The organism is Pseudoalteromonas sp. EB27 (assembly GCF_001974875.1).
In the GTDB taxonomy this organism is placed as follows: Bacteria; Pseudomonadota; Gammaproteobacteria; order Enterobacterales; family Alteromonadaceae; genus Pseudoalteromonas.
In genome coordinates this window covers 172,564-198,848 of sequence record NZ_MTQD01000001.1, presented here as the reverse complement: position 1 = coordinate 198,848, position 26,285 = coordinate 172,564, and the positions used below count along the sequence as shown (strand labels likewise).

Annotated in this window: 27 protein-coding genes; 16 read left to right on the top strand and 11 right to left on the bottom strand. The window is 38.5% G+C overall.

Annotated features, from left to right (window positions below):
- The first annotated feature begins 86 nt into the window (after positions 1-86).
- A complete protein-coding gene (locus tag BW142_RS00845; protein WP_024598591.1) occupies positions 87-569 on the top strand; it encodes a winged helix-turn-helix transcriptional regulator in 483 nt (160 codons plus the stop codon).
- 78 nt (positions 570-647) lie between these two features.
- On the opposite strand, the gene BW142_RS00840 is transcribed toward BW142_RS00845, so the two are convergent.
- The 7 genes from BW142_RS00840 to BW142_RS00810 form a co-directional block, all read right to left on the bottom strand.
- Complete coding sequence (locus tag BW142_RS00840; RefSeq protein ID WP_076923572.1) at positions 648-1,637, bottom strand: sensor domain-containing diguanylate cyclase; 990 nt, start codon at positions 1,635-1,637, stop codon at positions 648-650.
- A 205-nt stretch (positions 1,638-1,842) separates the two neighbouring features.
- The gene (locus BW142_RS00835) at positions 1,843-2,220 is read right to left on the bottom strand and encodes a DP-EP family protein (RefSeq protein ID WP_024590008.1); all 378 of its coding nucleotides are present in this window, start codon (positions 2,218-2,220) and stop codon (positions 1,843-1,845) included.
- A 16-nt stretch (positions 2,221-2,236) separates the two neighbouring features.
- Entirely contained in the window at positions 2,237-5,491 is a 3,255-nt protein-coding gene (locus BW142_RS00830) for a winged helix-turn-helix domain-containing protein (RefSeq protein WP_076923571.1), read from the bottom strand.
- Positions 5,492-5,653: 162 nt separating this feature from the next.
- Entirely contained in the window at positions 5,654-6,490 is an 837-nt protein-coding gene (locus BW142_RS00825) for a mechanosensitive ion channel family protein (protein ID WP_024598766.1), read from the bottom strand.
- A gap of 38 nt (positions 6,491-6,528) precedes the next feature.
- Entirely contained in the window at positions 6,529-7,272 is a 744-nt protein-coding gene (locus tag BW142_RS00820; protein WP_076923570.1) for an LrgB family protein, read from the bottom strand.
- On the bottom strand, positions 7,265-7,618 hold the full coding sequence (locus BW142_RS00815) for a CidA/LrgA family protein (RefSeq protein WP_076923569.1): 354 nt from the start codon (positions 7,616-7,618) through the stop codon (positions 7,265-7,267). Before BW142_RS00815 ends, BW142_RS00820 begins: the two co-directional genes overlap by 8 nt.
- 63 nt (positions 7,619-7,681) lie before the next feature.
- Positions 7,682-8,473 carry a crotonase/enoyl-CoA hydratase family protein gene (locus tag BW142_RS00810; protein WP_076923568.1) on the bottom strand — a complete coding sequence of 264 codons (792 nt, stop codon included), beginning with the start codon at positions 8,471-8,473 and terminating at the stop codon, positions 7,682-7,684.
- A gap of 368 nt (positions 8,474-8,841) precedes the next feature.
- On the opposite strand from BW142_RS00810, the gene BW142_RS00805 reads away from it, so the two are divergent.
- From BW142_RS00805 to BW142_RS00795, 3 genes are read left to right on the top strand one after another with little or no spacing between them, the layout of a single operon-like run.
- Positions 8,842-9,162, top strand: coding sequence for an HI1450 family dsDNA-mimic protein (locus BW142_RS00805; RefSeq protein WP_007581697.1), 321 nt, complete (start codon positions 8,842-8,844; stop codon positions 9,160-9,162).
- Positions 9,163-9,204: 42 nt separating this feature from the next.
- The gene (locus BW142_RS00800; protein WP_024598762.1) at positions 9,205-10,017 is read left to right on the top strand and encodes a DUF481 domain-containing protein; all 813 of its coding nucleotides are present in this window, start codon (positions 9,205-9,207) and stop codon (positions 10,015-10,017) included.
- Positions 10,018-10,042: 25 nt separating this feature from the next.
- Entirely contained in the window at positions 10,043-10,525 is a 483-nt protein-coding gene (locus tag BW142_RS00795) for a hypothetical protein (RefSeq protein ID WP_076923567.1), read from the top strand.
- Between the two features lie 43 nt (positions 10,526-10,568).
- On the opposite strand, the gene BW142_RS00790 is transcribed toward BW142_RS00795, so the two are convergent.
- Together BW142_RS00790 and BW142_RS00785 are read right to left on the bottom strand one after the other, a co-directional pair.
- Entirely contained in the window at positions 10,569-11,054 is a 486-nt protein-coding gene (locus tag BW142_RS00790; RefSeq protein ID WP_007581704.1) for a peptidylprolyl isomerase, read from the bottom strand.
- Positions 11,055-11,066: 12 nt separating this feature from the next.
- The gene (locus BW142_RS00785) at positions 11,067-11,978 is read right to left on the bottom strand and encodes a folate-binding protein YgfZ (protein ID WP_024598760.1); all 912 of its coding nucleotides are present in this window, start codon (positions 11,976-11,978) and stop codon (positions 11,067-11,069) included.
- Between the two features lie 164 nt (positions 11,979-12,142).
- Between BW142_RS00785 and BW142_RS00780 the strand changes: the two genes are divergently transcribed.
- Positions 12,143-12,394, top strand: coding sequence for a succinate dehydrogenase assembly factor 2 (locus tag BW142_RS00780; RefSeq protein WP_024598759.1), 252 nt, complete (start codon positions 12,143-12,145; stop codon positions 12,392-12,394).
- Positions 12,395-12,449: 55 nt separating this feature from the next.
- Positions 12,450-12,806 carry a hypothetical protein gene (locus tag BW142_RS00775; protein ID WP_076923774.1) on the top strand — a complete coding sequence of 119 codons (357 nt, stop codon included), beginning with the start codon at positions 12,450-12,452 and terminating at the stop codon, positions 12,804-12,806.
- Here BW142_RS00775 and nadB read toward each other — a convergent pair.
- A complete protein-coding gene (gene nadB, locus BW142_RS00770; RefSeq protein WP_076923566.1) occupies positions 12,781-14,391 on the bottom strand; it encodes an L-aspartate oxidase in 1,611 nt (536 codons plus the stop codon). The genes BW142_RS00775 and nadB overlap by 26 nt on opposite strands.
- Before the next feature lie 246 nt (positions 14,392-14,637).
- On the opposite strand from nadB, the gene rpoE reads away from it, so the two are divergent.
- The 10 genes from rpoE to pdxJ all read left to right on the top strand — a co-directional run bounded on the left by rpoE (position 14,638) and on the right by pdxJ (position 23,346).
- Complete coding sequence (gene rpoE, locus BW142_RS00765; RefSeq protein WP_002958721.1) at positions 14,638-15,219, top strand: RNA polymerase sigma factor RpoE; 582 nt, start codon at positions 14,638-14,640, stop codon at positions 15,217-15,219.
- Between the two features lies 1 nt (position 15,220).
- Complete coding sequence (locus BW142_RS00760) at positions 15,221-15,838, top strand: RseA family anti-sigma factor (RefSeq protein WP_007581717.1); 618 nt, start codon at positions 15,221-15,223, stop codon at positions 15,836-15,838.
- 4 nt (positions 15,839-15,842) lie between these two features.
- On the top strand, positions 15,843-16,793 hold the full coding sequence (locus BW142_RS00755; protein WP_024598755.1) for a MucB/RseB C-terminal domain-containing protein: 951 nt from the start codon (positions 15,843-15,845) through the stop codon (positions 16,791-16,793).
- A gap of 19 nt (positions 16,794-16,812) precedes the next feature.
- Complete coding sequence (locus BW142_RS00750) at positions 16,813-17,262, top strand: SoxR reducing system RseC family protein (RefSeq protein ID WP_024598754.1); 450 nt, start codon at positions 16,813-16,815, stop codon at positions 17,260-17,262.
- A gap of 275 nt (positions 17,263-17,537) precedes the next feature.
- Complete coding sequence (gene lepA, locus BW142_RS00745) at positions 17,538-19,325, top strand: translation elongation factor 4 (protein WP_076923565.1); 1,788 nt, start codon at positions 17,538-17,540, stop codon at positions 19,323-19,325.
- A 16-nt stretch (positions 19,326-19,341) separates the two neighbouring features.
- Entirely contained in the window at positions 19,342-20,277 is a 936-nt protein-coding gene (gene lepB / locus BW142_RS00740) for a signal peptidase I (RefSeq protein WP_007581726.1), read from the top strand.
- A gap of 2 nt (positions 20,278-20,279) precedes the next feature.
- The gene (gene rnc, locus BW142_RS00735; RefSeq protein WP_024598752.1) at positions 20,280-20,957 is read left to right on the top strand and encodes a ribonuclease III; all 678 of its coding nucleotides are present in this window, start codon (positions 20,280-20,282) and stop codon (positions 20,955-20,957) included.
- Complete coding sequence (gene era, locus BW142_RS00730; RefSeq protein ID WP_024598751.1) at positions 20,947-21,879, top strand: GTPase Era; 933 nt, start codon at positions 20,947-20,949, stop codon at positions 21,877-21,879. The genes rnc and era overlap by 11 nt, the downstream gene beginning before the upstream one ends.
- 20 nt (positions 21,880-21,899) lie before the next feature.
- Complete coding sequence (gene recO, locus BW142_RS00725) at positions 21,900-22,592, top strand: DNA repair protein RecO (protein WP_024598750.1); 693 nt, start codon at positions 21,900-21,902, stop codon at positions 22,590-22,592.
- 22 nt (positions 22,593-22,614) lie between these two features.
- Complete coding sequence (gene pdxJ, locus BW142_RS00720; protein ID WP_076923564.1) at positions 22,615-23,346, top strand: pyridoxine 5'-phosphate synthase; 732 nt, start codon at positions 22,615-22,617, stop codon at positions 23,344-23,346.
- A 79-nt stretch (positions 23,347-23,425) separates the two neighbouring features.
- Here pdxJ and barA read toward each other — a convergent pair whose 3' ends face one another.
- On the bottom strand, positions 23,426-26,200 hold the full coding sequence (gene barA, locus BW142_RS00715; protein WP_076923563.1) for a two-component sensor histidine kinase BarA: 2,775 nt from the start codon (positions 26,198-26,200) through the stop codon (positions 23,426-23,428).
- Between the last annotated feature and the right edge of the window lie 85 nt (positions 26,201-26,285).

Here is a 26,285-nt window from a genome sequence, read left to right as displayed (position 1 = left end):
AATTTCAGCAGAATATGCTGGTTAAATTTCGCGTTTTACGATAATTTACAGGGCATAAATTTAACTTATCCGCATAAAATTCTGTTATGACAATTCCAAATAGATTACGCATGCTAGATCGTATTGATTTAGCCATACTAGACGTTCTACAAAAGAACGGCAGAATTTCAAATGTTAACCTCGCAAAACAGGTTAATTTGAGTGCAAGCCCGTGTCTTGATCGTGTAAAACGATTAGAGCAAGAAGGCTATATCGAAGGCTATTACGCTAAGCTTAGCGAAGCTAAACTTAATCAGAGCTTAGTAGCGCACGTTCAAGTGTCGCTTGTTGCTTCAAATACAGCAGTATTTAAGGTATTTAGAGAGCATATACTAAGAATACAACAAGTCGTTGAATGTGACATGGTGGCAGGCGGTTATGATTATTTATTAAAAATCCGCGTTTCTAATATGGAAGAATATAGACAAGTTCTTGGCGACTTAGTCGATATTCCAGGCGTGGGCACTCATCATACATATATGGTGATCGAAAAGATTAAAAAAGACGAAGGGCTGCTAATCGACGTTTAAACTTTTCTCAAGTAATAAAAAACCGCCAAGTGCGGTTTTTATTTCAGTATATAAAGGCTATACCAAATAGTGAGTACATCACCTTATACATAATTTATTTCGACCTTCCGACTTCGCTCTATATAAAGCCGTATCAGCCGCGCATATTAATGCCTCAGATGTTCTGTATTGATTATCGTATTCGCAGGCTAAACCCTGGCTTACACTTATCTTTACATTCGCTGGCAAACCAATATCTCTAAAACTAATGTTGAGTATTTTTTCTTGAATACGTTTTGCGATCATTTCTGCATTTGAGACATGTGAGCGAGGTAATACAACAGCAAACTCCTCACCACCATAGCGTGCTACTAAACTATCTTTTGAGGGGAGGCAGTCTTCAATTGTTTGCGCTACTTTTTGCAAACATTTATCACCCTTTACATGACCAAAATTATCGTTAAACAGTTTAAAAAAATCAATATCGATCAAGATAAAACTCAAAGGCTGTTTGTCTACTATGCATTCTTGCCAATTTTTAATAATCGCCTTCTCTAAAGTGCAGCGATTAGCGATACCTGTAAGGTGATCTATTTTGGCTATGTTTTCGAGTACTTTATACTTTTTAACATGCCTAGAAATATCATGCATAATACAAATAAATAGAGGAGTATTGTTTGTGGTTGATGCGGGTATACAAGAAATTGAGAGCTCTATATCTAAACAGTTACCATTGTTTTTTATTATTTTAACTTCTTTGGGGCCATGATTGAGTGGTGTTTGATAGTTGTTTTTCCAACTTTCAAACATGTATTGATAGTCATCGCGATACTGTTCTTGTAAACAATCTTGCCATTTTTTACCTATTAATGAATCAGACGTAACATTAAAAAAACGAGCTGCAACGGGATTTACTGATTCAAACACTCCATCTGCATTAACAATAAAAATAGCATCGGCCATGACATTAGTGACATTAATAATTGCGCTTATTTTTTCATTGTTAACGGTATTAGAAATGCTGCTGATTAATGCAGATACAGCGTTGTCGGTGTTGTTTGCTCTGCTATTTTCATTATTGTTAGACATGGTGTTGCTCATTTTTATTGTTAATGAAACTTTATGTCTAGCAGTTTATTTAATTTATGGGTTTTAAACCTTTCGGTAACCTTCTTTTTTAATTTGTTGATTTTATTTATTTTTATTGAAGTGTGTCAGTGCTTAGCTAAAAGGTAGTTAGGTTATAAATAAATTGCACAGGGGAAATTATGCTTGTGCAATTTAAAATCAATAATTAATTTTTGTCTTTATTTATAACTTGTGGGTCAGGGCTTGAATAAGGTTTATCATTACACTCAACGTTAAATATTAAACATGCAGTGCCTGAGTTTTTTGCTGTATCGGTGACGGTGATTGCTTGGCGGTTATCACTAAGTTCATAACTGAAATCTTGGGCACATGTTCCGATTTTATTAGTAATTGTAGCCCCCGTGAAAAAAAAGCCTAGCCCAACTGTTACAGGAGTTAAAGTGTAAGTACCTGCAGTTTCGGCTCTTACTGTACCGCCGCCGTCAACGGCTTTACCATTTTCTGTATAGCTAAAAACGGCCTCTTTTTTATCGTTAAACTCAATATGTACTTGAAAATCGACTTTTTCTAAGGTGGTATTCATGTTATTTCCTTTGTATTTATAGTTTAAAGTCAGTAATGCCTAGTTTTATCAGGCTTGCTGTTATTGCTGGTATTTCGTTTGCTCGGTTTAAGCAGGTATATGCTTGTACCTGCGGGTACTTTACGTGAATACTTTGGTTTATTTTTACTGTTTGAGTAATAGCTTTAAGCGCATTTACGCAAAATTGCTCTCGCTGTTCGCTGGTCGAAGCTAATTTAGCTTTGAGCAGGTTTATATTTATGGGAGCTAAGTTATCTCTATTCTTCATTTTATTGGTTATGTAACGTTTATATTCGCCATCATTCTCAAGGGTTGTTAATAACTCTTTCGCTTTAAGAGGGAAGTTTCTGTCAATAAAATAGCGAGCCAGACTAATTTGTGTATTAATAGAATTGATACTATTAAAACCTTGTGATTTTAAGAAGCTAATAATTTTTCCTATTCTTGAATCTACTTTTTTGTCATAAGACAACATTATTAATTGCGCTAAAGAGCGATAATACATATGTTGAAATTCATTATTTTCTGGATCTTGCTTTAAAGCCTCATTTATATTTTCATTCGCAAAGCGAGCTTTTAAATAGGCCATTTTTTTATCAGGTAAATAGCTTAGTAAATAGCCTTGTTGCATATATATATTTGCTGACATATAAAAAAGACTCGCGTCATCAGGGTAGTGATTAGCCACCTTTTTGACCACAGCAACTGCATTGTCCAATATATACACTGCAGTGTTGAAGTTACCAAGCATACCTTCAGTTTTTGCAAGCCAACTAAGGGTATCTGCTTTATCACGCAATAAATTTTTATTGTTGGGCTTTAGCACAAGCGCTTCGTTTTTAAGAGTAAGTGATTCGGTAAAGCTCTGTTTTGCCGCTTTATAATTAAATTGTTTTAAATACAAAGATCCCAGCGAATTATGTGAATACGACAACTCCATAATGGAATTAAAATCATTCGCTGCTAATGAATACATGGTTTCGCTATACATATGGTACTTTTTAAATAATGGCTCAGTGGCAGCGTAATCACTTTTATCATAATGAAGCTGGCCTAACCAAAAGGCATTGGCACCCGCAAGCGTTAGTAATTCTATATTGTTAGGCTGTATTTTTAATAATGCCTCAAGGCGGGTGCGGGCGTTTTCAAAGGCGGTAAAGGCTTCATCGGTTTTACCCCGTGAATAAGCTACTTCACCCATTGCTTCGAGGGTTTGTGCGTACTGGAAACGGTTGTTAAATTGTGCTTTATTATCGCTAAAGCCGAAGAGTGAACCTGATTCGTCTGTTTGATTTGTAAAATATTCAAGTGCTTTATTACTAATACCATCAAGTAAGTCCATACGCTTTACGCTACGCAGTTTGTCGGCAAAGTCACCCACCATAAACCCTAGTAAGCTTTCGGCCTCAAGCTGTTTTTTTTGCGCATGTTGCTGGGCCTTAAAACTAGTAAAGCTCATTAATAACGCGGTGAATGTAAGTAAGCACAATAAAGCAACGGTCACTCGTTTTACTCTTATTTTTGCTTTTGTTTTTTTAATAGAGCTTTTGATAAGAGCGTGCTCGTTATCATCTAATCTAAACAGTTTGTCGTTAAGTAATAGCTGCGCTTCTTGTAGCGGTTTACCTGGCGCTAGGAGGTAGGCACTACTTTTACCTTCATCTATCCAATTTTGCGCTTGGTGTTGTAAGCGGCTTTTTATTGCTAAGGCATCTTTATGGTCATTAATCCATTGTTTTGCGCGCGGCCATTGACGTAATAATGCCTCGTGAGCAAGGCTAAAGCAGGCTTCTTCGTTTTGTAAGTGTGATACAAATAAACGGCTTTCTACCATGGCCTGCACAAATTCTTTTTGGCTTTTATTATTTAATGTTTGCCAACGTGCTGCTCGGCTAGTAATAGTTTTACCATCAGGATTTAGGGTCACTAATTGCGATAACACGCTATTAAGTTGTTGCTGTTGCTCGCTGTTTAGGCTGATAAATACATCTTCTGCTTTTTTACCGATTGCACCCTCAATACCACCTAGTTTTGTATAAACACTGTGTAGTAGCTCGTTATTATCACTGCGTTGCAAATACAGCTCTTGCAGTGTGTATTGCAGCATGGGTAGTGCGTCGGGATTATTGGCTGTATCGGCGCAAAGTATTTCATCCAGTGGCGTTTGGGTTTCTGGGTCATTCGAGAATGTTAAATTAGCGGTTAACGTTGGCAGGCGAATAATTTGTTGTAGGTCGTGCCTGTTTGGTGGTGTTAAATCGTAGTGTGCGCCATGAGCTTTACCTGCCATTAGGCTGGGTTGTTCAACCACTAAAGGATAAAAGTCGTTACGACACGCACTAAATACAATCACTGTTTTAGAGGTTGCTAAGCGCTCAATAACCGATAAAAAATGGCTGCGTGTTTCGCTACTAAATAAAGGCGAGGAGAGTAGTACTTCTAAGCGGTCAATAAATAAAAATAACTGCGGTGTTTTAAGTTGTGTAGAGGTTTTGCCAAGTGCAGCTTGTATGGCGTTAATTACGTCATCTATTGCCAATTCTAGTTGTTCTGCAAGTGTTTGCGCGCTTAATCCTTCAAACACAGGTATGTTGTTTATATCCCAATCAAGCAGTGCGGAAGCTAAATCTAAAAAAAGTCTATTTTTATGAACATCTGCAAAGTCGAGTTGGCTATAAGAAATAACCCCAATGCCGTTATAGCCTCGCTCATCTAGCAGTTTTGGTAAAATCCCAGCATTAACAAGCGAAGATTTACCCGTACCGCTAGGGCCAAGTATTAAGCAAAATGCACGACCAAATTTAACTTGGCTCGATATTCTATTGAGTAACGTTTCTATAGATTGATTACGGCCAAAAAATAGGTGTGTATCGCTTGGGTTGTAGGCGCTTAATCCTAAAAAAGGAGAGCCACCTTGCCATGTGTTTTCAGTTGTTTTTATGTCTTCAGCTAGAGGAAACTCAAGTTTTGCAATAACGCGGTAACCACGCTTTCGAATAGTTTCTATGTAGGTAGGCTCACTTGCTTTATCACCAAGGGCTTTTCGTAACTGCGTAATTGTTTTATGCAGCGGGTTATCGCCCACCTCAACATTTTTCCAGCATTGATCTAATAGCTCGTCACTCGTAACAATTTCGCCTTTTTGTAAGCACAGATGGACTAATACATCCATGGCTTTTGGTTCTAACTGTTTAGTTTTTTCTGCACGCTGAAGAGTATTTGACTGGGGATTGACTTGCCAATCACCTAAATAAAAAGGGCTGCGATTCATAATGGCTCATTATTGTTATTATGTAATTAAAGCGAGTGATTTGCCGACTTTTTTAACTAAGTCTTTATATTACAGATAAAATAACAAACAGATAAGGAGTTTTTACGCAGTAAAAGTGGTTTATTGATGTGGGCAATTCAATATTGAGTTACCCACCGAGTTTTATGACTCTATATCGCTTTTATTTATGGTAACTACGCGTTGAGGGAATGGGATTTCAATATCCGCATTATTAATTGCTTTATAAACACCACCGTTAATAGCCAGCTTAGTTTCGATAATTTTAGTTGTAGGTACCCAATACCTATAACTAATAGTTACGCCGCTATCAGCAAAACGCTCAATACCTACTTGTGATAATGGATTTTGCGCGACTAATTCATGGGCTTTAAGTACGTCTTCAATAAGGCTAATCGCGTTATCAGAGCATGCACTATAAGCTATATCTATTTCACCTTTGACCAATGAGTAACTAAATGAGTTATGAAGTATTTCACCCACTATGTGCTTATTAGGAATAGTAATTTCTACTTTTTCTTCATTGATTAAAATAGTGTAGCCAAGCTCAATTGTTTTAACTTGGCCGCTTACATTTTTAACTTCAATAGTATCACCAACAACAAAAGGTCGAGTGGCTATAATGGCTAGACCCGCACCATAGTTAGAAAGCATGCCTTGCAGTGCTAAACCTGCACCTAAAGATGCTGCACCAATAGCTGCTACAAATGGCGTAACGCTGATACCTATTTTGCCAAGTGCAATAATTATAACCATTACAATTAGCAGTACTTTTACTACGCTACTGACAAAGTTAGTGAGCGTAATGTCAACATTATGGCGGGTCATTAACGCAGCTACAAATTTGGCAAGCTTTTGCGCTATCCACAAACCAATGAGGACGATAAAAATAGCACCGACAATTTGCATACTGTAGGTAACCATATACTCAGTAAGCATGGTGTAATATTTTTCAAACTGTTCGATTTCAGAACTGATCATAAAGCGCTCTATGTTAGGGCTATGTTGTATTTTTCCAACTATAGCAAAATGTTGACTAAAAATGGATATAACAGCGGTACTATAATCGCTGTTAGTAAAGCGCTTAGCGCCATTGCAACCGATGAGTAAGCGCCAACTTTTGGATGCTCGGCAATAGCAGCGGCAGTCCCAATTGCATGACAAGCTGTGCCCATGGCAACGCCTTGAGATTCGTGATTAAAAATATTAACGAGTTTAAAAAGCATAAAACCAAATAAAGCCCCTAGTAAACCAATAAAAATAACTAAAGCTGCAGCAAGTGAACTGATTCCACCCAATGAATCAGTGACGATTAAAGATATAGGTGTAGTGACACTGAGTGCGGCAACAGATGCACTTAGCTGCGCTGGCGCATTAAATAATATGCTTAGCAAAAATGCCACAATGGTTGCGTTAACAATACCTAAGCTACATGTTGCGACTATAAGTAATAGATTTTTTCGTACGTGTGTAAACTGTTGATATAGCGGAAGTGCTAAAGCCACAATTGCGGGCTCTAATAACCAGCTTAGTAATTTGCTGTGCGTGGCAAATTGCGTATAAGGCAAATTTAGATTAACGAGGAATAAAGCGATAATACTAATACTTAAAAATACGGGGTTGGTGAGCGATTTTAATACGCTGTTTTTTATACTTTGGTTTACGGCCCTTAGTGCTAAAAACAATGCAATTATAAAAGGAATACTTAGCCACCATAAAGTAGGCTGTAGCTCTGAAATAGCGGAAAAAGTAAAATCAGTCATTATTTTCTCTCCCCTTAAAGTACGCAATTACACTGCTAACAAGCAATAAGGTAGTTATAGGAACTAGCAACACAACTGATGCTAAAAATGCCCAGTGCGATTTTATAAGGCCGAGATGTTCAATAAATCCCACACCCGCAGGAATGAAAAATATAGGCATAATATTTAAAATAGGGGAAGCGCATGGTTTTACATGTTGCTCTTTTACAATACCCGATAAGAGTAAAACTAATAAAATAACCATAGCGAGTAACGGTGCAGGAAAGCTTCCACCAATAAAGTGCATAATGAGTTTAGCGCAGGCTAAACATAGTAAAATAATAGCGCTACTGAGCAGATATTTCATCAAAGTGGCTCACAGAAAAGATAAGAGCTTAACTTTAACAAATCAAACTCTTTTATGCATTGTCTACCAGTGCTTTGTATCTGCGTAGGTTATGTCCGCTTTTCCTTTTGCTTTAGCAATTGCTTTTTTAGTGTTTGGGTTTAGCAATAAGCGAATTTGGCTGAAGGTTTCTTTAGCGAGTATTTTTCGTTGGTTTGGTTTATAGCTAAGTTGTGTAACACGTTTAATAGCAGCAAGCGTATCGGGTGAGCGCTCGAGTAATGTATTGAGCATGTTTTGCGTGGCTTGTTGAGTATCATCGGTAAGCTGAGTAACCAAACCTAGCTCATTTGCTTGTTGTGCTGTGATTGGGTTTGCGTGGCTTGCAAGCCAAAGTGCTTGGTCGCGTTTAACTAAACCGCTCATCATTACATTTGCGCCCATATCGGGGCACAGCCCCCAGCGTGCTTCCATAATGGCAAGCTTGGCGTCAACATGAACAATTCTGTAATCGGCACCTAGTGCTATTTGTAAGCCCCCTCCTAAACAGTTGCCATCAATTTGTGCAATAACGGGCACACTCAGTGACTGCCAGCCTAATACTACTTTTTGCGCTAAATTTTGATTGCCAGGTAACCATTTAAGCAATAATTTCACTATGTTCATTGGTGTAGCCATTACTGCAGATATATCAAGGCCTGCACAAAAATGCTCGCCATCGCCTTTTATTACCACAGCACGAATACTGCGATCTCTTTTTATATTTTTAATGGCTTTGTTTAGCTCTACAAACATTTCAAAGCTTAATGCATTTTGTTTTTTTGCTCTGCTAAGCGTGACAGTTGCAATGCCATTTTGTTTTTCTAGTTTTATCATTACACACTCCTCTGACCTGTTGCTTGAGCTTATGTTGTTATAGGAATTAAGTAAAGTGACGGTATTTCTTAAATAAATGGAATTTATTTCTAAAGCTGTAGTCTTAATAAATTGGTTTTAGATGAGAAAAAGCTAAATAATTAGAACTTGAGATAATAAAATTCTTCACGTTGTTATTTTAAGCTTAAATTATAAAAAGTAACCTTTATATTCAATGGGTTAGGTGAATTTTTGTTTGTTGTTTTAGTTGTATGCTAAATAAAGCATGACTCGGTTACAAAAAAGTCAGTGTTTTAGGCTTTTTTTTATCAAAATGATGATGAGATTTGATAATATAGTCCAACTTAAAAGCTTAAGGTTAAGCACATATGTCGGGTCCACGTTTATATACGGTAGAAGAAGCTACTCACCAAGCTTATGATATTTTTTTAGAGTTAGCGCCAAATAACTTGAGTGAAAAAGATGTTGAAGACTTTAATGAGTTTAGAGAAGACCTAGGCTTCATTGAAGAAGACGAGCCAGATGATCAGTGGCAAGACTTTGTAGCCCTTGAAATAGAGCCAGAGCACTTTATTCAGGTGTTGGTTGGTTTAGAATTTGAAAATGATGATGTTTTGTTTGCTAAAATTTTGATTAGTCGTGATAAAGATGCTCCGTTTTGTCATATTTTATGGAAAGAAACTGAATAAGCAATACTGCTTATTTTTATAATTGTGTGCAGAGAGAGTGTTGTGCGTAAGTATTTATTTTTAATTTTTTTAATAATTAGCTGCCCAAGTTGGGCCGTTGATCCATTTGAAGATTTTCATGAATATGGCAAGCTCTCTGATGAAGAAATTCATGAGTTACACAAAGGTGAAATGTTTTACGGCGATACCGAATTTGGCTTTATTCTAAGCAAAGGTAACACCAATTCGACCAGTTTTAAGCTCAAAGGTAATTTATATCAAGACTTTGAAAAGTGGCGTAACCAATTCAAAATAGACTCTCTTTATAAGCGCGATGAGAACGACGAAAGCGGTGGCACTGATGTGACAGCTAATCGTATTTTTGTATCAGCGCAAGGTAACTATAAAGTAGGTGTTAAAAACTCTTCATTTTTTATTTACGGCGATTACGAAGAAGATGAGTTTAGTGGACTTGATTTTAAAAGTACGGTGGCGACAGGCTACGGTGCGCGTGTATATCAAGGCTCTAAAAACAAAGTAGATATTGATATAGGACCTGGTTTATATCGTTCAGTAGCTGATGAAGATTCGGATGTGAGCGAAGATGAAATCAATAAAACCGGTTATTTAGTACGTGTTGCAATGCAGTGGGAACGTTTGGTTTCTAAGCGTACTCGTTTTAATCAAGATGTGAGTATAGAGCAGTCGCTTTCAGGTCTTAATTCTCGCTTAAAATCGGAAACCGCACTGATAAGCCAAGTGATTGGCGCGGTATCACTCAAATTTACCTATATGTATCGTTATAATTCAAAACCCGAAGATGATAAACTCAAGTTTGACTCAGAGCTGAGTGCTACATTGGTGTACAGCTTTTAAGTATTTATTTAATTTAGAGAATATTATGTATCAGCATAAACAGTATGCGGTGTTTATCTTTTTTGTATTAGCGTGGATAGGCGGTTTTGTAGCGCTTGCATGGAACTTGTTAGGCGCTGATGGACCTTTAATGATATTTACTGGGATTTTAGTGCTGGTGGGCTTTTTGTTCCATGGTCTAACAGTAAAAGTAGATGATAAAAAAATTAGCTGGGCGTTTGGTCCAGGCGTTGCAGGGCAAAGCATTGAGCTTGGCGAAGTAGTAGAAGCTAAGGCAGTTCAAAACTCTTACAGACACGGTATTGGTATGCGAATTACTCACGATGGTTGGGTGTATACAGTATCTGGCTTTAGTGCAATACAGCTAACGCTTAAAGATGGCACTTTGTATCGAGTTGGCACAAACGATCAAAAAGGTTTACTAGCCGCTTTAAAAGAAAAGAATGTATCAATCGCGCTGCCTAGTAAGGCAAAAACTGAAACAGTTAAGCGCAACAATATGATATAAAAAAAGCGCCTTAGGCGCTTTTTTTAATTGGTATAACAGTGTATTAGTGGTCGTGACCACACCCACCTTCACCATGTACATGACCATGAGTAAGTTCTTCTTCGGTTGCATCACGTACTTCTAGTATTTCCACATCAAAGTTAAGTGTTATGCCTGCAAGTGGGTTATTACCATCTACAATAACTTCTTCATCTTGGATATCGATGATCATTACTGATTGGTCACCATCGTCTGTTGATGCACGAAATTGCATGCCGACTTCAATTTCCATACCTTCAAACATCGACTTAGGTACAGCTTGCATTAGGTTATCGTGGCGTTCGCCATAACCTTCATCAGGTTCAACTTTTACGCTAAGTGTGTCGCCTGGTTGTTTGCCTTGCAAAGCATTTTCTAGGCCTGAAATTAAGTAGCCTGTGCCAATGATAAAGTGTAGTGGCTCACCACCGAACGAATTATCAATGCTATTGCCATCATTATCCATTACCGAATAATGCATTTTTACCACTTTGTTTGCCGCAACGATCATAGTCATTCCTATTTATTCATCTTCAAGAGAGTAGGGTAGAGGCAGAATGCTTAGCTCCACCTGAGGTGTGTGTTTTGCACGAAGTACCTGAGTTACATCAGTATCGTTTGGCAACACAACAAGGCCGGTTAATTTTTTTGTTTGTTCATTAAAGCTTTGTGCAATAAGTTTACCCGCACGGCGCCAGTTTTCGCCTAATTGGGTTTCCAAATCAGGCTCTGAAAGTATCCCTTCGCTTTGACCTGAGACTATATACATTGCACGCTTATTTTTACCTAGGTACTTCATGCGAGCCACAGTTTCTTGACCGGTATAACACCCTTTTTTAAAGCTTATACCGCCAATAGCATGTAGGTTTACCATTTGAGGAACATACTCGCCAATTGCATCTGCACTTAACTGAGGTTCACCTGCAAGCATAGATGCTTGTTGCCAAGGAGCTTCGTTATCAAGTGTAGATACGTCATCAGGCATACTAAACTGACTATCAACCATTAATAAAACACGGTTATCAGCTAATTTTAGTGCTTTCCCGTTTTCAAAGTCACACGCGCTCGCATCACCTTCAAAGTTAATATCAAGTTGTGCGAGTACATCCGATAAATCATCACCAATGAGACCAATTAATCGCTTTGTGCATGCACTAATGTCAACTTTTGCAAATACGGCATACTTTTTTAGCTCAGCTAACGATTTTTCTACTTCGTTTTCGCTGCCTGTAAGGTAGTAGCTGTCTTGATAAGAAAATAATTTAAATACGCCCCAAAGTTTACCTTTAGCGCTGCAATGGCCAGCCCACAAATAATTACTGCTGGTTAATTTATTTAGATCTTGAGTGATTTGCCCGTGTAAATAAGATAATTTATCAGCGCCTGAGAGGCTAATAAGTTGATGAGATAACGGACATGCATAAACGCTCGACATAAAAACCTTCTTTGCAATATAAATGAAGTGACATAATAACGCAGTTGTTACGTATGGTACAGACAAGCGCTTATTGGTGCGGGTTTATTGTTTAATAAGAGATTAATAGCTGCTAAATAGGCTTGTGTTTGTTAAACTTAAGTCAATTAAGTATGAGGTTTAAAATGGTTGAAATTCATAGTAAAGCACGTATTCGTTGGGCCTGTCGTCGTGGCATGTTAGAGCTAGATGTTTTGTTTATGCCGTTTGTAGAAGAAGCATACGACTCTTTAAACGCAGAGCAGCAAGCTATCTTTCAGCGTTTGCTCACAGAAGAAGATCCTGATTTATTTGCATGGTTTATGGGCCATCAAGAATGTAAAGATGAGCAACTAAATAGCATGGTTCAGCTTATCTTAGACCGAGTTCGTGTATAGGTTTACGGTTACAAATAATAAAGCTGACCACAAACCTATTGTGGTCTTTTTTTGTATACTCGGTTTAATATTATGCCTATTTTTAAGTTCAGTATTAGCCATTATTTTTTGCTTAGTAATGAATGTGACCGCTGGTTTTGTAGTTTGGCAAAAAGTGTTAGCGATTCATCCAACCGATGGCGTTATAATATTAGAGCCTAAGCTATTTAGGTTTGAGGGCGGGAGCTTAAAAGTCCAGGGTGAGATTAGTAAAAAAAGCCGCTTTTATGGCAATAGCATTTGGCTGCATATTAAGGGTTTTAGTAACAACCATTGGCTAATAATTTCAGCCAATGGTGTTAACAAACAAAGCTATGCGCGTTTAAAACGTGCTACTTTAAGCGCGATTAGTTGCGCTGAGGAGTCAAAATAGTCGGTGTTGGGTTTTCATTTTGTTCTGGGTAATCAATAGTATAATGTAGGCCTCTGCTTTCTTTTCGCTCCATTGCACTTCTGATAATGAGTTCTGACACTTGTACTAAGTTACGAAGCTCAAGCAAGTTATTACTTACTCTAAAGTTTGCATAATAATCGTGTATTTCTTGCTGTAGCAACTCAACTCTATGCAGTGCACGTTCTAAGCGTTTAGTAGAGCGTACAATACCTACATAATCCCACATAAATAAACGTAGTTCATGCCAGTTATGGGTAATAACTATTTCTTCATCAGAGTTACTAACACGGCTTTCATCCCAATGAGGTAGAGTCATTGGCTCTGGTGCTTGTTCAATTTTACTTAAAATATCTTTAGCTGCGGCATGGGCAAACACAATACATTCTAATAGAGAATTACTTGCCATACGGTTTGCACCATGTAGGCCTGTGTAAGCGACTTCGCCAACTGCATATAAGTTATCGAGATCTGTTTTACCGTTAAAGTCGGTCATTACGCCACCACAAGTGTAATGTGCAGCAGGTACAACTGGGATTGCTTCTTTTGTTATATCAAGCCCTACACTTAGGCATTTTGCGTAAATAGTAGGAAAGTGCTCAATAATAAAGTCTTTATCTTTGTGGCTAATATCTAAATAAACACAATTAGCACCTAAACGCTTCATTTCAAAATCGATTGCGCGTGCCACTATATCGCGTGGAGCGAGTTCTTCACGGCTGTCAAAGTCTTTCATAAAACGAGTACCATCAGGTCGTTTTAAATAAGCCCCTTCACCGCGCATAGCTTCTGTAATTAAAAAGTTTTGTAGCTCTGGATGATAAAGGCTTGTTGGATGAAATTGATTAAACTCCATATTGGCAACTTTACAGCCCGCGCGCCATGCCATTGCAATGCCATCACCACTTGATACATCCGGGTTAGATGTATACAAATACACTTTGCTTGCGCCACCAGTGGCAAGGGCAACAAATTTAGCTGAAATGGTTTCTACCTTTTTAGCTTTTTTGTTCCACACATACATACCTTCAATGTGTGAGCCTGTTTTTCCGGCGCTTTTATCTGTAATTAAATCAATGGCATTGTATTGCTCTAGGAGCGTTATGTTCTTATGAATTTTAACTTGGCTAATAAGTGTGGTTTGCACCGCTTTACCAGTAGCATCGGCTGCATGCAAAATACGACGATGGCTGTGACCGCCTTCACGTGTTAAATGAAAACGCTCTTTTCCTTTGCTATCAAACTCCATATCAAAGGGAACACCTTGATCGATTAACCACTGTAGGCAATCGTGAGCATTGCTGGCAGTATAATGAACAGCGTCTCTGTCGCATAAACCGCCGCCCGCATCGAGTGTATCTTCAACATGAGATTCTATGCTGTCGTTTTGTTTATCAAATACAGCAGCTATACCACCTTGAGCATATAAAGTAGAACCTTCTGTAAGCGCTCCTTTACTGATCACGGTAACGTTACAATAATTAGCGAGAGATAATGCAAGTGATAAGCCTGCTGCGCCGCTACCTATAATAGCGACATCTGCAATGTGATGTTTATTTTGGTTCATGTCAGAGGTACTTTGCGGTTACAATGCCCATATAGAGCAATATTTGTTTTTAATATCTGTAGTTGTACCATATTTGTCATACTACTACGTAGTGATTTTAAAGGCTTAGCGCCGTTATTTATCATCTATTTTATAAAAAAATAATATTAAGCAGAACTTTTTATTCATAAAGAGGTCAGAGTATTTGTGAACAATGACGACAATATGAATAACAAGCAAAAATCAGACATAGGAGTACCGGCTCGAATGAGCGAGCAGGAATTAGATTTAGTGCTAGTAAAAAGGGTCCAGCAAGGAGATAAAAACGCCTTCAACCTATTAGTAAAGAAGTATCAAAACAAAATTGCAGGTTTGATCTCACGTTATGTATCAAACCAAGGCGATATTGCTGATGTAGCACAAGAGGCTTTTATTAAAGCTTACCGTGCACTTCCTAACTTTAGAGGTGACAGCGCCTTTTACACGTGGTTATACCGTATTGCCGTTAATTGTGCTAAAAATTACTTAGTAGCCCAGGGGCGTAAGCCGCCAGCAAATGATATAGACGCCGAAGATGCCGAGTTTTATGATTGTGCAGATTCAATGCGATCTAATGCATCTCCTGAAAACCTACTTTTAAGCGAAGAAGTACGCGCTGTTATTTTTAATACGATTGATAGTTTGCCTGAAGATCTTAAAACCGCAATCACCCTTAGAGAAATTGAAGGGATGAGCTATGAAGAAATAGCAGTGGTAATGGATTGCCCGGTCGGGACTGTGCGTTCGCGTATATTTCGTGCCCGTGAAGCAATAGATAACAAATTAAACCCATTAATAGGCGAGTCTTAGTATGACAAAAGCACACCTTAACAAGTTAGATAACGAAGCGTTATCGGCATTACTTGATGGCGAGCAACATCTGACTGATGCAAAAATTGCAGAGCAAGATGTAACTACGTTTGGCCGTTATGCGTTAATTGGTGATGCGATGCGTGCTCAAAAAAATAATAACGACATACATATTGATATTAGCGATCGCGTTGCATTAGCACTAGAAAGCGAGCCTGTTTATGCTGACTTTAGTCAGTCAAAAACACAGCCTCAAGCAATCACTGAAACAGTACAAGATAATAAAGTAGTGGCTTTTAATTGGCGCAAGCCAGTTGCTCAACTAGCAATTGCAGCCAGTGTGGCAATGTTTGCTATTGTAGGCGTTAATACGTTACCTCAAAGTAACAACGAGCAACAAAGCGAAATTCCATTACTACAAACCACACCGCTGACAGGTATGGCATCGCCAGTAAGTTACTCATCTGAGCCTGCGCTTGAAAATGCAGAGCAAGGTTTACGTGAATTACAGCAACAACGTATTGGTGCATTAGTTCTTGAGCATCAACGCCAAGCACGAGTTGCGAATTCTTTAGAAACAGCGCAAACTAATACCAAAGCGTCTGAGGAAAAAAACTAATTAAATGAAAGTAATCACTTTTGTTCTGTCGTTGGTAGTAAGCTTTAATGCATTTGCCAACGACACAAATCCTGCCAAAGATTTATTACTAAAAATGGCTAATGCCGTTCACACTCGTAATTTTGACGCTTCGTTTGTGGTTGTCAAAGGTAAAACAATGGAACCCTACCGATGGGTGCATGCTTTACAAGGTGACACAGAACTTGAGCATTTAAGTTTACTTAACGGTGCTGGGCTTGAAATGGTCCGTATTGACAACCAAGTTACTTATTTTGAACCTCAGTCAGAACCATATTCCCTAAAAACAGATTCAATAGCTGGTCCAATCCCTGAAGTACTTTTTAAAGATATAGATCGCTTAAGCGCGCACTATGATTTTGTACTAGGTGGTAAAGGTCGTATTGCAGGGCGTGCTGCACAACTAGTTCGCATAGAATCTAAAGACGAGTATAAATATAATTATTGGATTTGGCTGGATATGGAATCGTCGTTGTTACTAAAAGCCGCTTACGTTAACCACGAAGGTGAAGCTTTAGAGCAGTTACAGCTTACTCATATTAGTGTGACAGAGCAGCCAGCAGGTATGTTACTTGAAGTGCTCAATCGAAACTTTCCAACGCCGTTACCAAACGATGCACTTGTAAATGAAGATAGTACTGCTACTAATTGGCAAATCAGTTGGTTACCAGATGGCTTTGAATTACTAAAATCAGACAGACATAAGCTCGATTTAAATAACGAATTAACAGATTATTACTTGTTCTCTGATGGTTTTGTTGAAATTTCGGTATTTATTCAGCGTCCATTGCCGGGTAAGCGATTAAGTGGTGCACTAACCTCTGGTGCAACGACAGTATATGTGCATAATGGCGGTAATTTTGATGTATCGGTTGTTGGTAATGTACCGAGTATGACCGCAAAAGCGATTGCTGAGTCAGTTACCCGCGCATTATAAACGATTCGTAAGGATTGTTATGATTGAACAAACCCTCACTGTTGTGGCCCTCGATGGCCACATTGCTCATTTAGAAGCACAACAAAAACAAGCATGTGAAGGCTGCAATGGTCGTTGCGGCTCACAAGTGTTTGGTAAGCTGTTTGGCACTGCAAAAAAAACCTTCCCTTATAAATTTGAATCCTCTGTTGAAGTAGGACAAAAGGTAACCTTGTCACTTGACGATAGTCACGTCGTTAAGCATGCATTTGCGGTATACATGCTTCCGCTCCTTCTAAGTTTAGTTTTTGCACTGATTGCAGCGCAATTGTTTATGGCTTCCGAAGCTTGGCAAATTTTAGCTGCAGCTTTAGGTGGTGTTACTGGCTTTTTTATAGCTAAAACTCGCGTGAGATCGCTAAAGCACGATATAAAAGTTATAAAAATTCACCCAATTAGTATCCCTTTAACTCAAATAGATGGTGATTGACGCCAATTAAATGTAAAATTGCCGTTTTATACCAAAGTAACTTGGAAATACAGGGAATAGTGGTTTTTAAAATTATTTTATCTAGTTGGGTTATTTAAGTTAAGAAAGCATAACTTATTGTTATTTAATAAATAAAATAATTGTAACCGATCTTAAAAAGCGTGAGTGAAGTCTGTAACTTACAAACTGAGCTTATGGCATCCTAAAGTAAGTATTTTCAAGTCACTTAGGTATTCATATTTAGTCCATTAAAATAGAAGTATAGAATCCAGTTTATGAAGCATATCCGTAATTTTTCGATCATCGCCCATATTGACCATGGTAAATCGACCCTTTCAGATCGTTTGATCCAAGTTTGTGGCGGTTTAACCGACCGTGAAATGCAAAAACAAGTTTTGGATTCAATGGATATTGAGCGCGAACGTGGTATTACCATTAAAGCGCAAAGTGTAACGTTGAATTACAAAGCGAACGATGGCGAAACTTATCAACTTAATTTCATCGATACTCCAGGGCACGTTGATTTTACGTATGAAGTATCGCGTTCTTTAGCCGCATGTGAAGGTGCGCTACTCGTTGTTGATGCAGGCCAAGGCGTTGAAGCACAAACATTAGCTAACTGTTACACCGCTATTGAAATGGAATTAGAAGTAATTCCAGTACTTAACAAAATCGATTTACCGCAAGCAGATCCTTTGCGCGTTGCAGAAGAAATTGAAGAAATTATTGGTATTGATGCCCTTGATGCAGTGCAATGTAGCGCTAAAACGGGTGTAGGTATTGCCGAAGTACTCGAAATGATTGTTAGAGATGTTCCGTCGCCAGTAGGCGACAAAGACGCACCTCTACAAGCGCTTATTATCGATTCTTGGTTTGACCCATACCAAGGTGTTGTATCACTTGTGCGTATTAAGCACGGTGAATTACGCACAGGCGACAAAATAAAAATAATGTCGAACGAGCATATACATACTGCTGACCAAGTAGGTGTATTTACGCCTAAACAAACCAACACCGGTATTTTAAGAACAGGTGAAGTAGGGTTTGTTATTGCTGGCATTAAAGAGATACATGGTGCGCCAGTTGGCGATACTATTACTCATCAAAAAAATGCTGCTCCACTTCGTTTACCTGGTTTTCAAAAAATTAAGCCACAGGTTTATGCAGGTATGTTTCCAATTGCATCAGATGAGTATGAATCGTTCCGTGATGCACTTAATAAATTAAGCTTAAACGATGCGTCGTTATTCTTTGAACCAGAGAATTCAACTGCACTAGGTTTTGGTTTCCGCTGTGGCTTTTTAGGTATGCTACACATGGAAATCATCCAAGAGCGTTTAGAGCGTGAATACGATATTGATTTAATTACAACCGCACCTACGGTAATCTATGAGATAGTTACTAAAGAAGGTACATTCCAGATTGATAACCCGTCTGATTTACCTGCAGTAAACGATATTGTAGAAATTCGTGAGCCGATTGTTGAAGCTAATATTTTGGTACCACAAGAATACTTAGGTAATGTTATTACTTTGTGTATTGAAAAACGCGGTAGCCAAACAAAAATGACCTATCACGGAAAGCAAGTAGCTGTTACGTACGAGCTACCTATGGCTGAAGTGGTAATGGACTTTTTTGATAAATTAAAATCAACAAGCCGTGGTTTTGCATCGCTTGATTATAACTTTAAACACTTTCAAACATCAGATATGGTGCGTGTTGATATTTTAATCAATAGTGAGCGTGTTGATGCACTTGCGATTATTGTTCATAGAGATGGTGCGCAGTCTCGTGGTCGCCAGTTAGCTGATGCATTAAAAGAGCTTATTCCACGTCAAATGTTTGATATTGCGATTCAAGCAGCGATTGGACAACACGTTATTGCACGTACTACGGTAAAACAGTTACGTAAAAACGTAATTGCTAAGTGTTATGGTGGCGATGTGAGTCGTAAGAAAAAGCTACTTAAAAAGCAAAAAGATGGTAAAAAACGTATGAAGCAAGTAGGTAATGTTGAAGTGCCTCAAGAAGCGTTTTTAGCTATTTTAAAAGTTGGTAAATAAAAACAAAGGATTATAAATGGCTGGTTATTTTTCAGTTTTATTGGTGCTATTAACCTTAGGCTCAGGCTTAATATGGTTAATAGATCACTTAATGTATGCACCTAAAAGACAGGAGCGTTTAGCGATAGCGCAAACGTCTGCTGGAGCTCCGTTAGATGAAGAAACTGCGGCATTAATTGCACCAGAACCAGTACTAACAGAAACAGCAAAGTCGATTTTTCCGATGATTGCAGCAATTACTATTTTTAGATCATTTATTTTTGAACCGTTTCAAATTCCATCTGGTTCAATGATGCCTACACTGTTAGTAGGTGACTTTATTTTAGTACAAAAGTATTCATATGGAATAAAAGACCCAGTTTGGCGTACTCAATTAGTTGATATTGGTGAACCTGAACGTGGTGATATTGTTGTTTTTAAATACCCTTTAGATGAAAGTGTTGACTATATTAAACGTACGATTGGTTTACCTGGCGATAAAATTGTTTATCGTGATAAACGTTTATATATTCAACCAAACTGTAAAGAAGGCGAAACCCAACAGGGTGAGCTTTTATGTAATGAATTCAATAAAATTGATTTTAAACTAATTAATGATAACGAATTTAAACAAGGCCCAATGCCTCTAGCTCGTGTGAATGAAAATTTAACAACAGTTACGCATGATATATTAATCAACCCACAAGCGCCTGAGAGAAAAGGGCGTTACTATCAGCAACCGGGCACACCTTCTGATGAATGGACTGTTCCTGCTGATCATTATTTTATGATGGGTGATAACCGCGACAACAGCCAAGATGGTCGCTTTTGGGGCTTTGTACCAAAAGAAAACTTGGTGGGTAAAGCTGTCTTTATATGGATGAGTTTTGAATTTGAGAATGGCCCTGATGATATTTTACCAGGATGGGTTCCAACTGGTGTTCGCTTTGAACGCCTAGGTAATATTCAGTAACGATGAAAAAAAATGTAACAGAATTATATAAAAAAATTGGCTATGAATTCGCTGATCAAGGTTTACTTGAGCAAGCAATGACGCACCGCAGCCACAAAGGCCAACATAATGAGCGACTAGAATTTTTAGGCGACTCAATTTTAAGCTTTGTGATTGCCAATGCACTTTATGCCAAATTTCCTAAAGCGCGTGAAGGCGATTTAAGCCGCATGCGTTCAACACTTGTGCGTGGTCAAACACTTGCCGAGTTTGGTCTTGAATTTGGTCTAGGCGATTATTTACGCCTAGGGCCGGGTGAGCTTAAAAGTGGCGGATTCCGTCGCGAGTCAACGCTTGCTGATGCAGTAGAAGCTATTATAGGCGCTGCATTTTTAGATTCAGGTATCGACAGTTGTGGCGATCTTATATTGGCGTGGTACCAATCACGTTTGGATGCTATTTCACCAGGGCTTAACCAGAAAGATCCTAAAACCCTGCTGCAAGAGTATTTGCAAGCTCGTAAATTATCGTTACCGGGCTACACGGTTGTTGATACTAAAGGCCAAGCACACAATCAAACATTCACGGTCGAATGTATTGTTGATGGAATGGATAGCATAATTTCTGTTGGTAGCTCGCGCCGTAAGGCCGAACAAAAAGCTGCCGAAAAAGCATTGAAGATACTTAAAAATGAACCTTGATACCTTAATACAACCTCATGAACGTGATGTAGATACATTTTGTGGAATGGTTGCGATTGTCGGTCGACCAAACGTAGGTAAATCGACTTTGCTTAATGAAATCATTGAGCAAAAAGTGAGTATTACCTCACGTAAACCACAAACTACACGTCACCGTATTATGGGTATTCATACTGTAGATAAACACCAAGCGGTATACATAGATACACCGGGTCTACACGTTGAAGAAAAGCGTGCTATTAACCGTCTAATGAACCGAGCAGCGTCTAGTTCTATTGGCGATGTGGAGCTTATTATTTTTGTTGTTGAAGGCACTCATTGGAATGCTGATGACGATATGGTACTTAATAAAGTATCGCAAAGTGGTAAGCCGGTATTATTAGTTATTAATAAAATTGACCAAGTTAAAGACCGTGATCTTGTATTGCCTCATATGAAGTGGTTAAGTGACAAGTTTGATTTTGTTGGAATTATGCCAGTATCGGCAACGCAAGGTAAAAACGTTGATTTAATTAAAGAAGAAGTAACTAAGCGCTTACCTCCTTGCGAATTTTACTTCCCTGAAGATTACGTAACTGACCGTTCGATGCGCTTTATGGCAGCTGAAGTCATCCGTGAAAAGCTAATGCGTTTTATGGGTGAAGAACTACCGTATTCTGTGACTGTTGAAATTGAGCAGTTTAAATGGCAAGACAACGGTATTTGGCACATAAATGGGTTAATTCTTGTTGAGCGCGAAACACAAAAACGCATGGTTATTGGTAATAAAGGCGAAAAGCTAAAAACCATTGGCCGTGAAGCCCGTAAAGACATAGAAGAAATGCTTGATAACAAAGTGTTTTTAGAACTTTGGGTTAAAGTTAAGTCGGGTTGGGCTGATGATGAACGTGCACTAAGAAGCTTAGGTTACAGTGAAGACTAAACCAAGCAGTAGCTTAGTGAATGGATAGCGACTTCTACACCGCGTATTTATTACATCGGCGTCCTTATAGTGACTCCCAAGTAATGTTAGATATGCTTGTAGAAGGCGTTGGTCAGTTAAGAATGCTGGCCCGAATTAGTGGTCGCCAGGCCACTAAGCATAAAGCACAACTTCAGCCGTTTCAGGCACTCCTTGTTAATTACAGTGGCAAGTACGATTTAAAATACATCAATAAGTTTGAACTGCATGGTAATTCGCACTTTTTAAAAGGTGATGAGCTTTATTGTGGTTTTTATTTAAATGAGCTGACTAACCGCATCGTTCCTGTTAATGAGCCAATTGAACAAGTATTTGAGCTATATAAATCCCACCTAGGAAACCTAAACAGCGGAGCTAATTTACAAGAAGTACTTCGCTCGTACGAATTTCAATTATTGGAATTACTCGGTTATGGTGTGGATTTTAGTTTTGATGCCAATGGTGAACCAATTGATGAAAAGCAGACGTATAGTTATTTCCCCGAACTTGGTTTTTTAGTACAAGAAGATACGCGTTCTGGATTTAGTGGCAAACAACTCAACGCCATAGCAAATCATGACTTTAGCCAAAGTGATGTGCTATATATGGCAAAGCAATTAAGCCGCTATTTATTAAAACCCTTATTAGGTAGTAAACCATTAAAAAGCCGTGAGCTATTTATGGCCTCTCAATAAACGTAATTTTACAGGTAAGAAAATGAAAGATATTCTTTTGGGTGTAAACGTAGATCATATTGCAACACTTCGCCAAGCGCGTGGAACAAGTTACCCAGATCCAGCCCATGCAGCCAGTGTAGCAGAGCATGCAGGCGCAGACGGTATTACGATTCACTTACGTGAAGACAGACGCCATATTCAAGATCGCGACGTTTATGTGATGGCTAAAACTATCCAAACTCGCATGAATCTTGAAACCGCTGTTACCGATGAAATGATAAAAATAGCACTTGAAGTAAAACCTGAGTACGTGTGTTTAGTACCTGAAAAGCGCGAAGAGTTAACCACCGAGGGCGGCTTAGATGTAGCGGGTAATATAGATAAAATTAAAGCCGCAACAAAAACGCTTACCGATGCAGGTATTAAAGTATCGCTATTTATTGATGCAGATAAAGCCCAATTAGATGCAGCTAAAGAATGTGGTGCTCCTTATGTAGAAATACACACAGGCGCGTACGCTGATGCAACAAATGATACTGATTTACACAAAGAGTTAGAGCATATTCGTGAAGGTGTTAAATACGCAGCAAGCTTAGGCTTGATTGTTAACGCTGGCCATGGCCTTCATTATCATAACGTTAAACCCATTGCCGCAATGTCTGAGATTTACGAGCTAAATATTGGCCACGCTATTATTGCTCGTGCAGCAATAGATGGACTCGATAAAGCCGTACGCGACATGAAACGCTTAATGATTGAAGCAAGAATGTAATACGAACTTAGATAAGTATTTAAATAGCTTAATTAAAAACGCGGTAAATACCGCGTTTTTTTGTATCTAAAATAAAACCTTACCTTTGTAGTTCGGTCACACTTGCATCTGCAAGTAGGTTTTCAAGCTCGTCCTGTAACTCAAATAATTCAGGTTCAATATTCTCTAACAAGCATTTATTTTTAAGTGATGTTTCAATTGTTTCTGCGAGTGATTTAAGTTTTGGTACACCAGTGTAGCAACATGCGCCATGAAACTTGTGGACAATACTTAAGACTTGCTGACAATCGTTACCCTCTATCGCTTTAGCAAGCAATGTAAGAGTTTCAGGGACGCTTAGAAGTAGCATATTAAGCATCTCTAGCGCTAACTCGTTCTTTCCGCCAGCACGCTGCAGGGCTTGTGCCCAATCAATTCGACTACTTTGAAATGGTGCAGGGCTTTGCGGTGTATCTGTTTTTGCTTTATCACGATTAACCGGGGTCTGTGGACTATGGTCGCTAATAATTTGTTTAAGCATATCTTCATCAATCGGCTTAGTTAAATAGCCTTTAAAGCCATCTTTTAGTAGTTGCTCTTTTTCGCTTTGAAGGGCATGTGCCGTTACAGCTATAATTGGTGTATCTTCATTAAGTGATGATTCGCGAATAAGCTTGCATGCGGTTATACCGTCCATAATTGGCATTTGTATATCCATAAAAATTATGTCGTATTTATGACTTTTACTTAAGCTGTATGCTTGTGAACCATTATGAGCCGTTTCTATTACTTCAATTTGTTCACTTAATAAAGTATGGAGAAGTTTTAAGTTGGCATCGTTATCATCAACAACCAATACCTTTAACGGCAGCAAAGCTTGATCGTTTTGTTCAATATTATGAGTAGGGTGGTCAAGCCTGTAAGGTGCGGCAAGTACTTCACATAACTTACGGTGATTAAGTGGTTTACTTAAACACGCATCAGCACCGCTACCTATAAAGGCTTCTCGCATATTGTGCGATACAGTATTAAGCATTAAATATAAGTAATCAGTAGATTCACGCACGGCTTTTACATAGCTTTTTAGTTGCTGCATATCATCAACTGATGCCATGTGGCCAATTAAGCAAACATCATATTTATGTTCAGTATTTTTTATAGCGTCTAAAAAGCTAGTCTCGTTAAAACATGCCGTCACGCTTGATTCCCACTGAGTTAATAACGAAAGTACAGCGTGATGTGTATGCTCGTGTGGCTCTAAATACAAAATACGTTTACCAATGAGCGATTTAGTCGGTAAGTCGTTAGTAAATACATGATTTGGCAAACTAAACACACTATTAAATGTAAAACAGGTACCGTTACCTGGCGCAGAATTTAGTGTTATGCGGCCACTCATCGCTTCAACAATATGTTTGGTAATAATAAGACCAAGACCTGTACCACCAAACTTACGTGTAATGCTTGAGTCTGCTTGCCCAAATGGAGTAAATAAAGAGTCTTGCTTATCCATAGGTATACCCACGCCAGTATCTGTTACTGACACAAGTAAAGAAGTGCGTTCGTCGTCGAGTAACCGATGGCTTATATCGACCTTAATAGAGCCTTTTTCAGTAAATTTAATCGCATTACTTAATAGGTTTATCAGCACTTGTTTAAAGCGAGTGGGATCGCCCGTTAAGTCATCCGGTACTTGTTGGTTAATGTAAATGGATAGCTCTAATTGCTTATCGTGTGCGCTAGGAGCTAGTAGCGTCATCACTTCATTTACTGCATCACGAAGTTGAAACTGAATCGACTCAAGTTCCATTGCACCCGCTTCTAGTTTGGAGAAGTCTAGAATGTCGCTAATAATAGTCATTAAACTATTTGCTGATAGCATAATAGTGTCGAGATAATCTTTTTGATGCTTGTTTAGTGGTGTTTTATAAAGCTGGCGTGTAAATCCAATAACACCATTTAACGGAGTACGAAGTTCGTGGCTCATTTTAGCTAAAAAGTCTGATTTTACGCGGTTAGCATCTTGAGCTTCTTTTTTTGCAAACGAGAGCTCTATATTTGAAGTTTCGTATTGCTCTAGTGTTTCGCGGTAGTCGCTAGTTGCTTGATCAATATTTTTTTGCATTTCATCTTTTTGCATCACCATAGTGTGAGCAATGGTGTTTAAGCCTTCTCGCAATAGCTCAAATTCACCTATCATGTTGTCGTTAAGGCCAGTACTTCTTTTACCTTCGACTAACTTGTCGGTTGCAAGTACTAACTTATTAAGCGGCGTCATAAACATGCGGCTTAACCTTAAAGCTAAAATTGCTGCAAATACCAATGATAAAATAATTACAATACCGCTAATTAATAAAGCACGTTGCTGCCCTATAACTGCTTGGTCTTTGTTTAGCTGTATAATAACGGTGCCCAGAGATGACTGAAAAGCCGATGGATCCCATTTAGAGTCGTGACTTGTATGGTTAATAATGGGCGTGAAGAATGTAACAAGCTCATCTGACTTTTGCACACGGGTCGTTTTTAAATTTATGAGCGTTTTTTGATTAATTAACTTTTCAAATGAGCGGTGATAATTACTGGTCATTAATAGCGCATTATTTTTATCAAAAATAGCAATCGACTTAATTGTAGGGGAGTGCTTGTTATGCGTGTAGCTTATAAGGCGATTCAATAGCTGTTTGTTTTTTTCGAGCATGGGCTGCTCAAGCGCAATAGCAAGGGGCTCAGAAATAGTAGTACCTTGCTGATATAAAATTTCATCAAGCTCAATGTAACGATTTATTGTAAAATAGCCACCAAGTAGTAATCCTATGATCACCGTTGGGATCAGGGTCAGTGTTAAAACAGAATCGCGTAAGCCTAATTTGGTCATAATGGGAGCGTTTTATCGTTATTAGTATGATTTGAGTATATACGGTTCAACACGCATTCTAAAGCATCTAAATATAGGTGCTTCA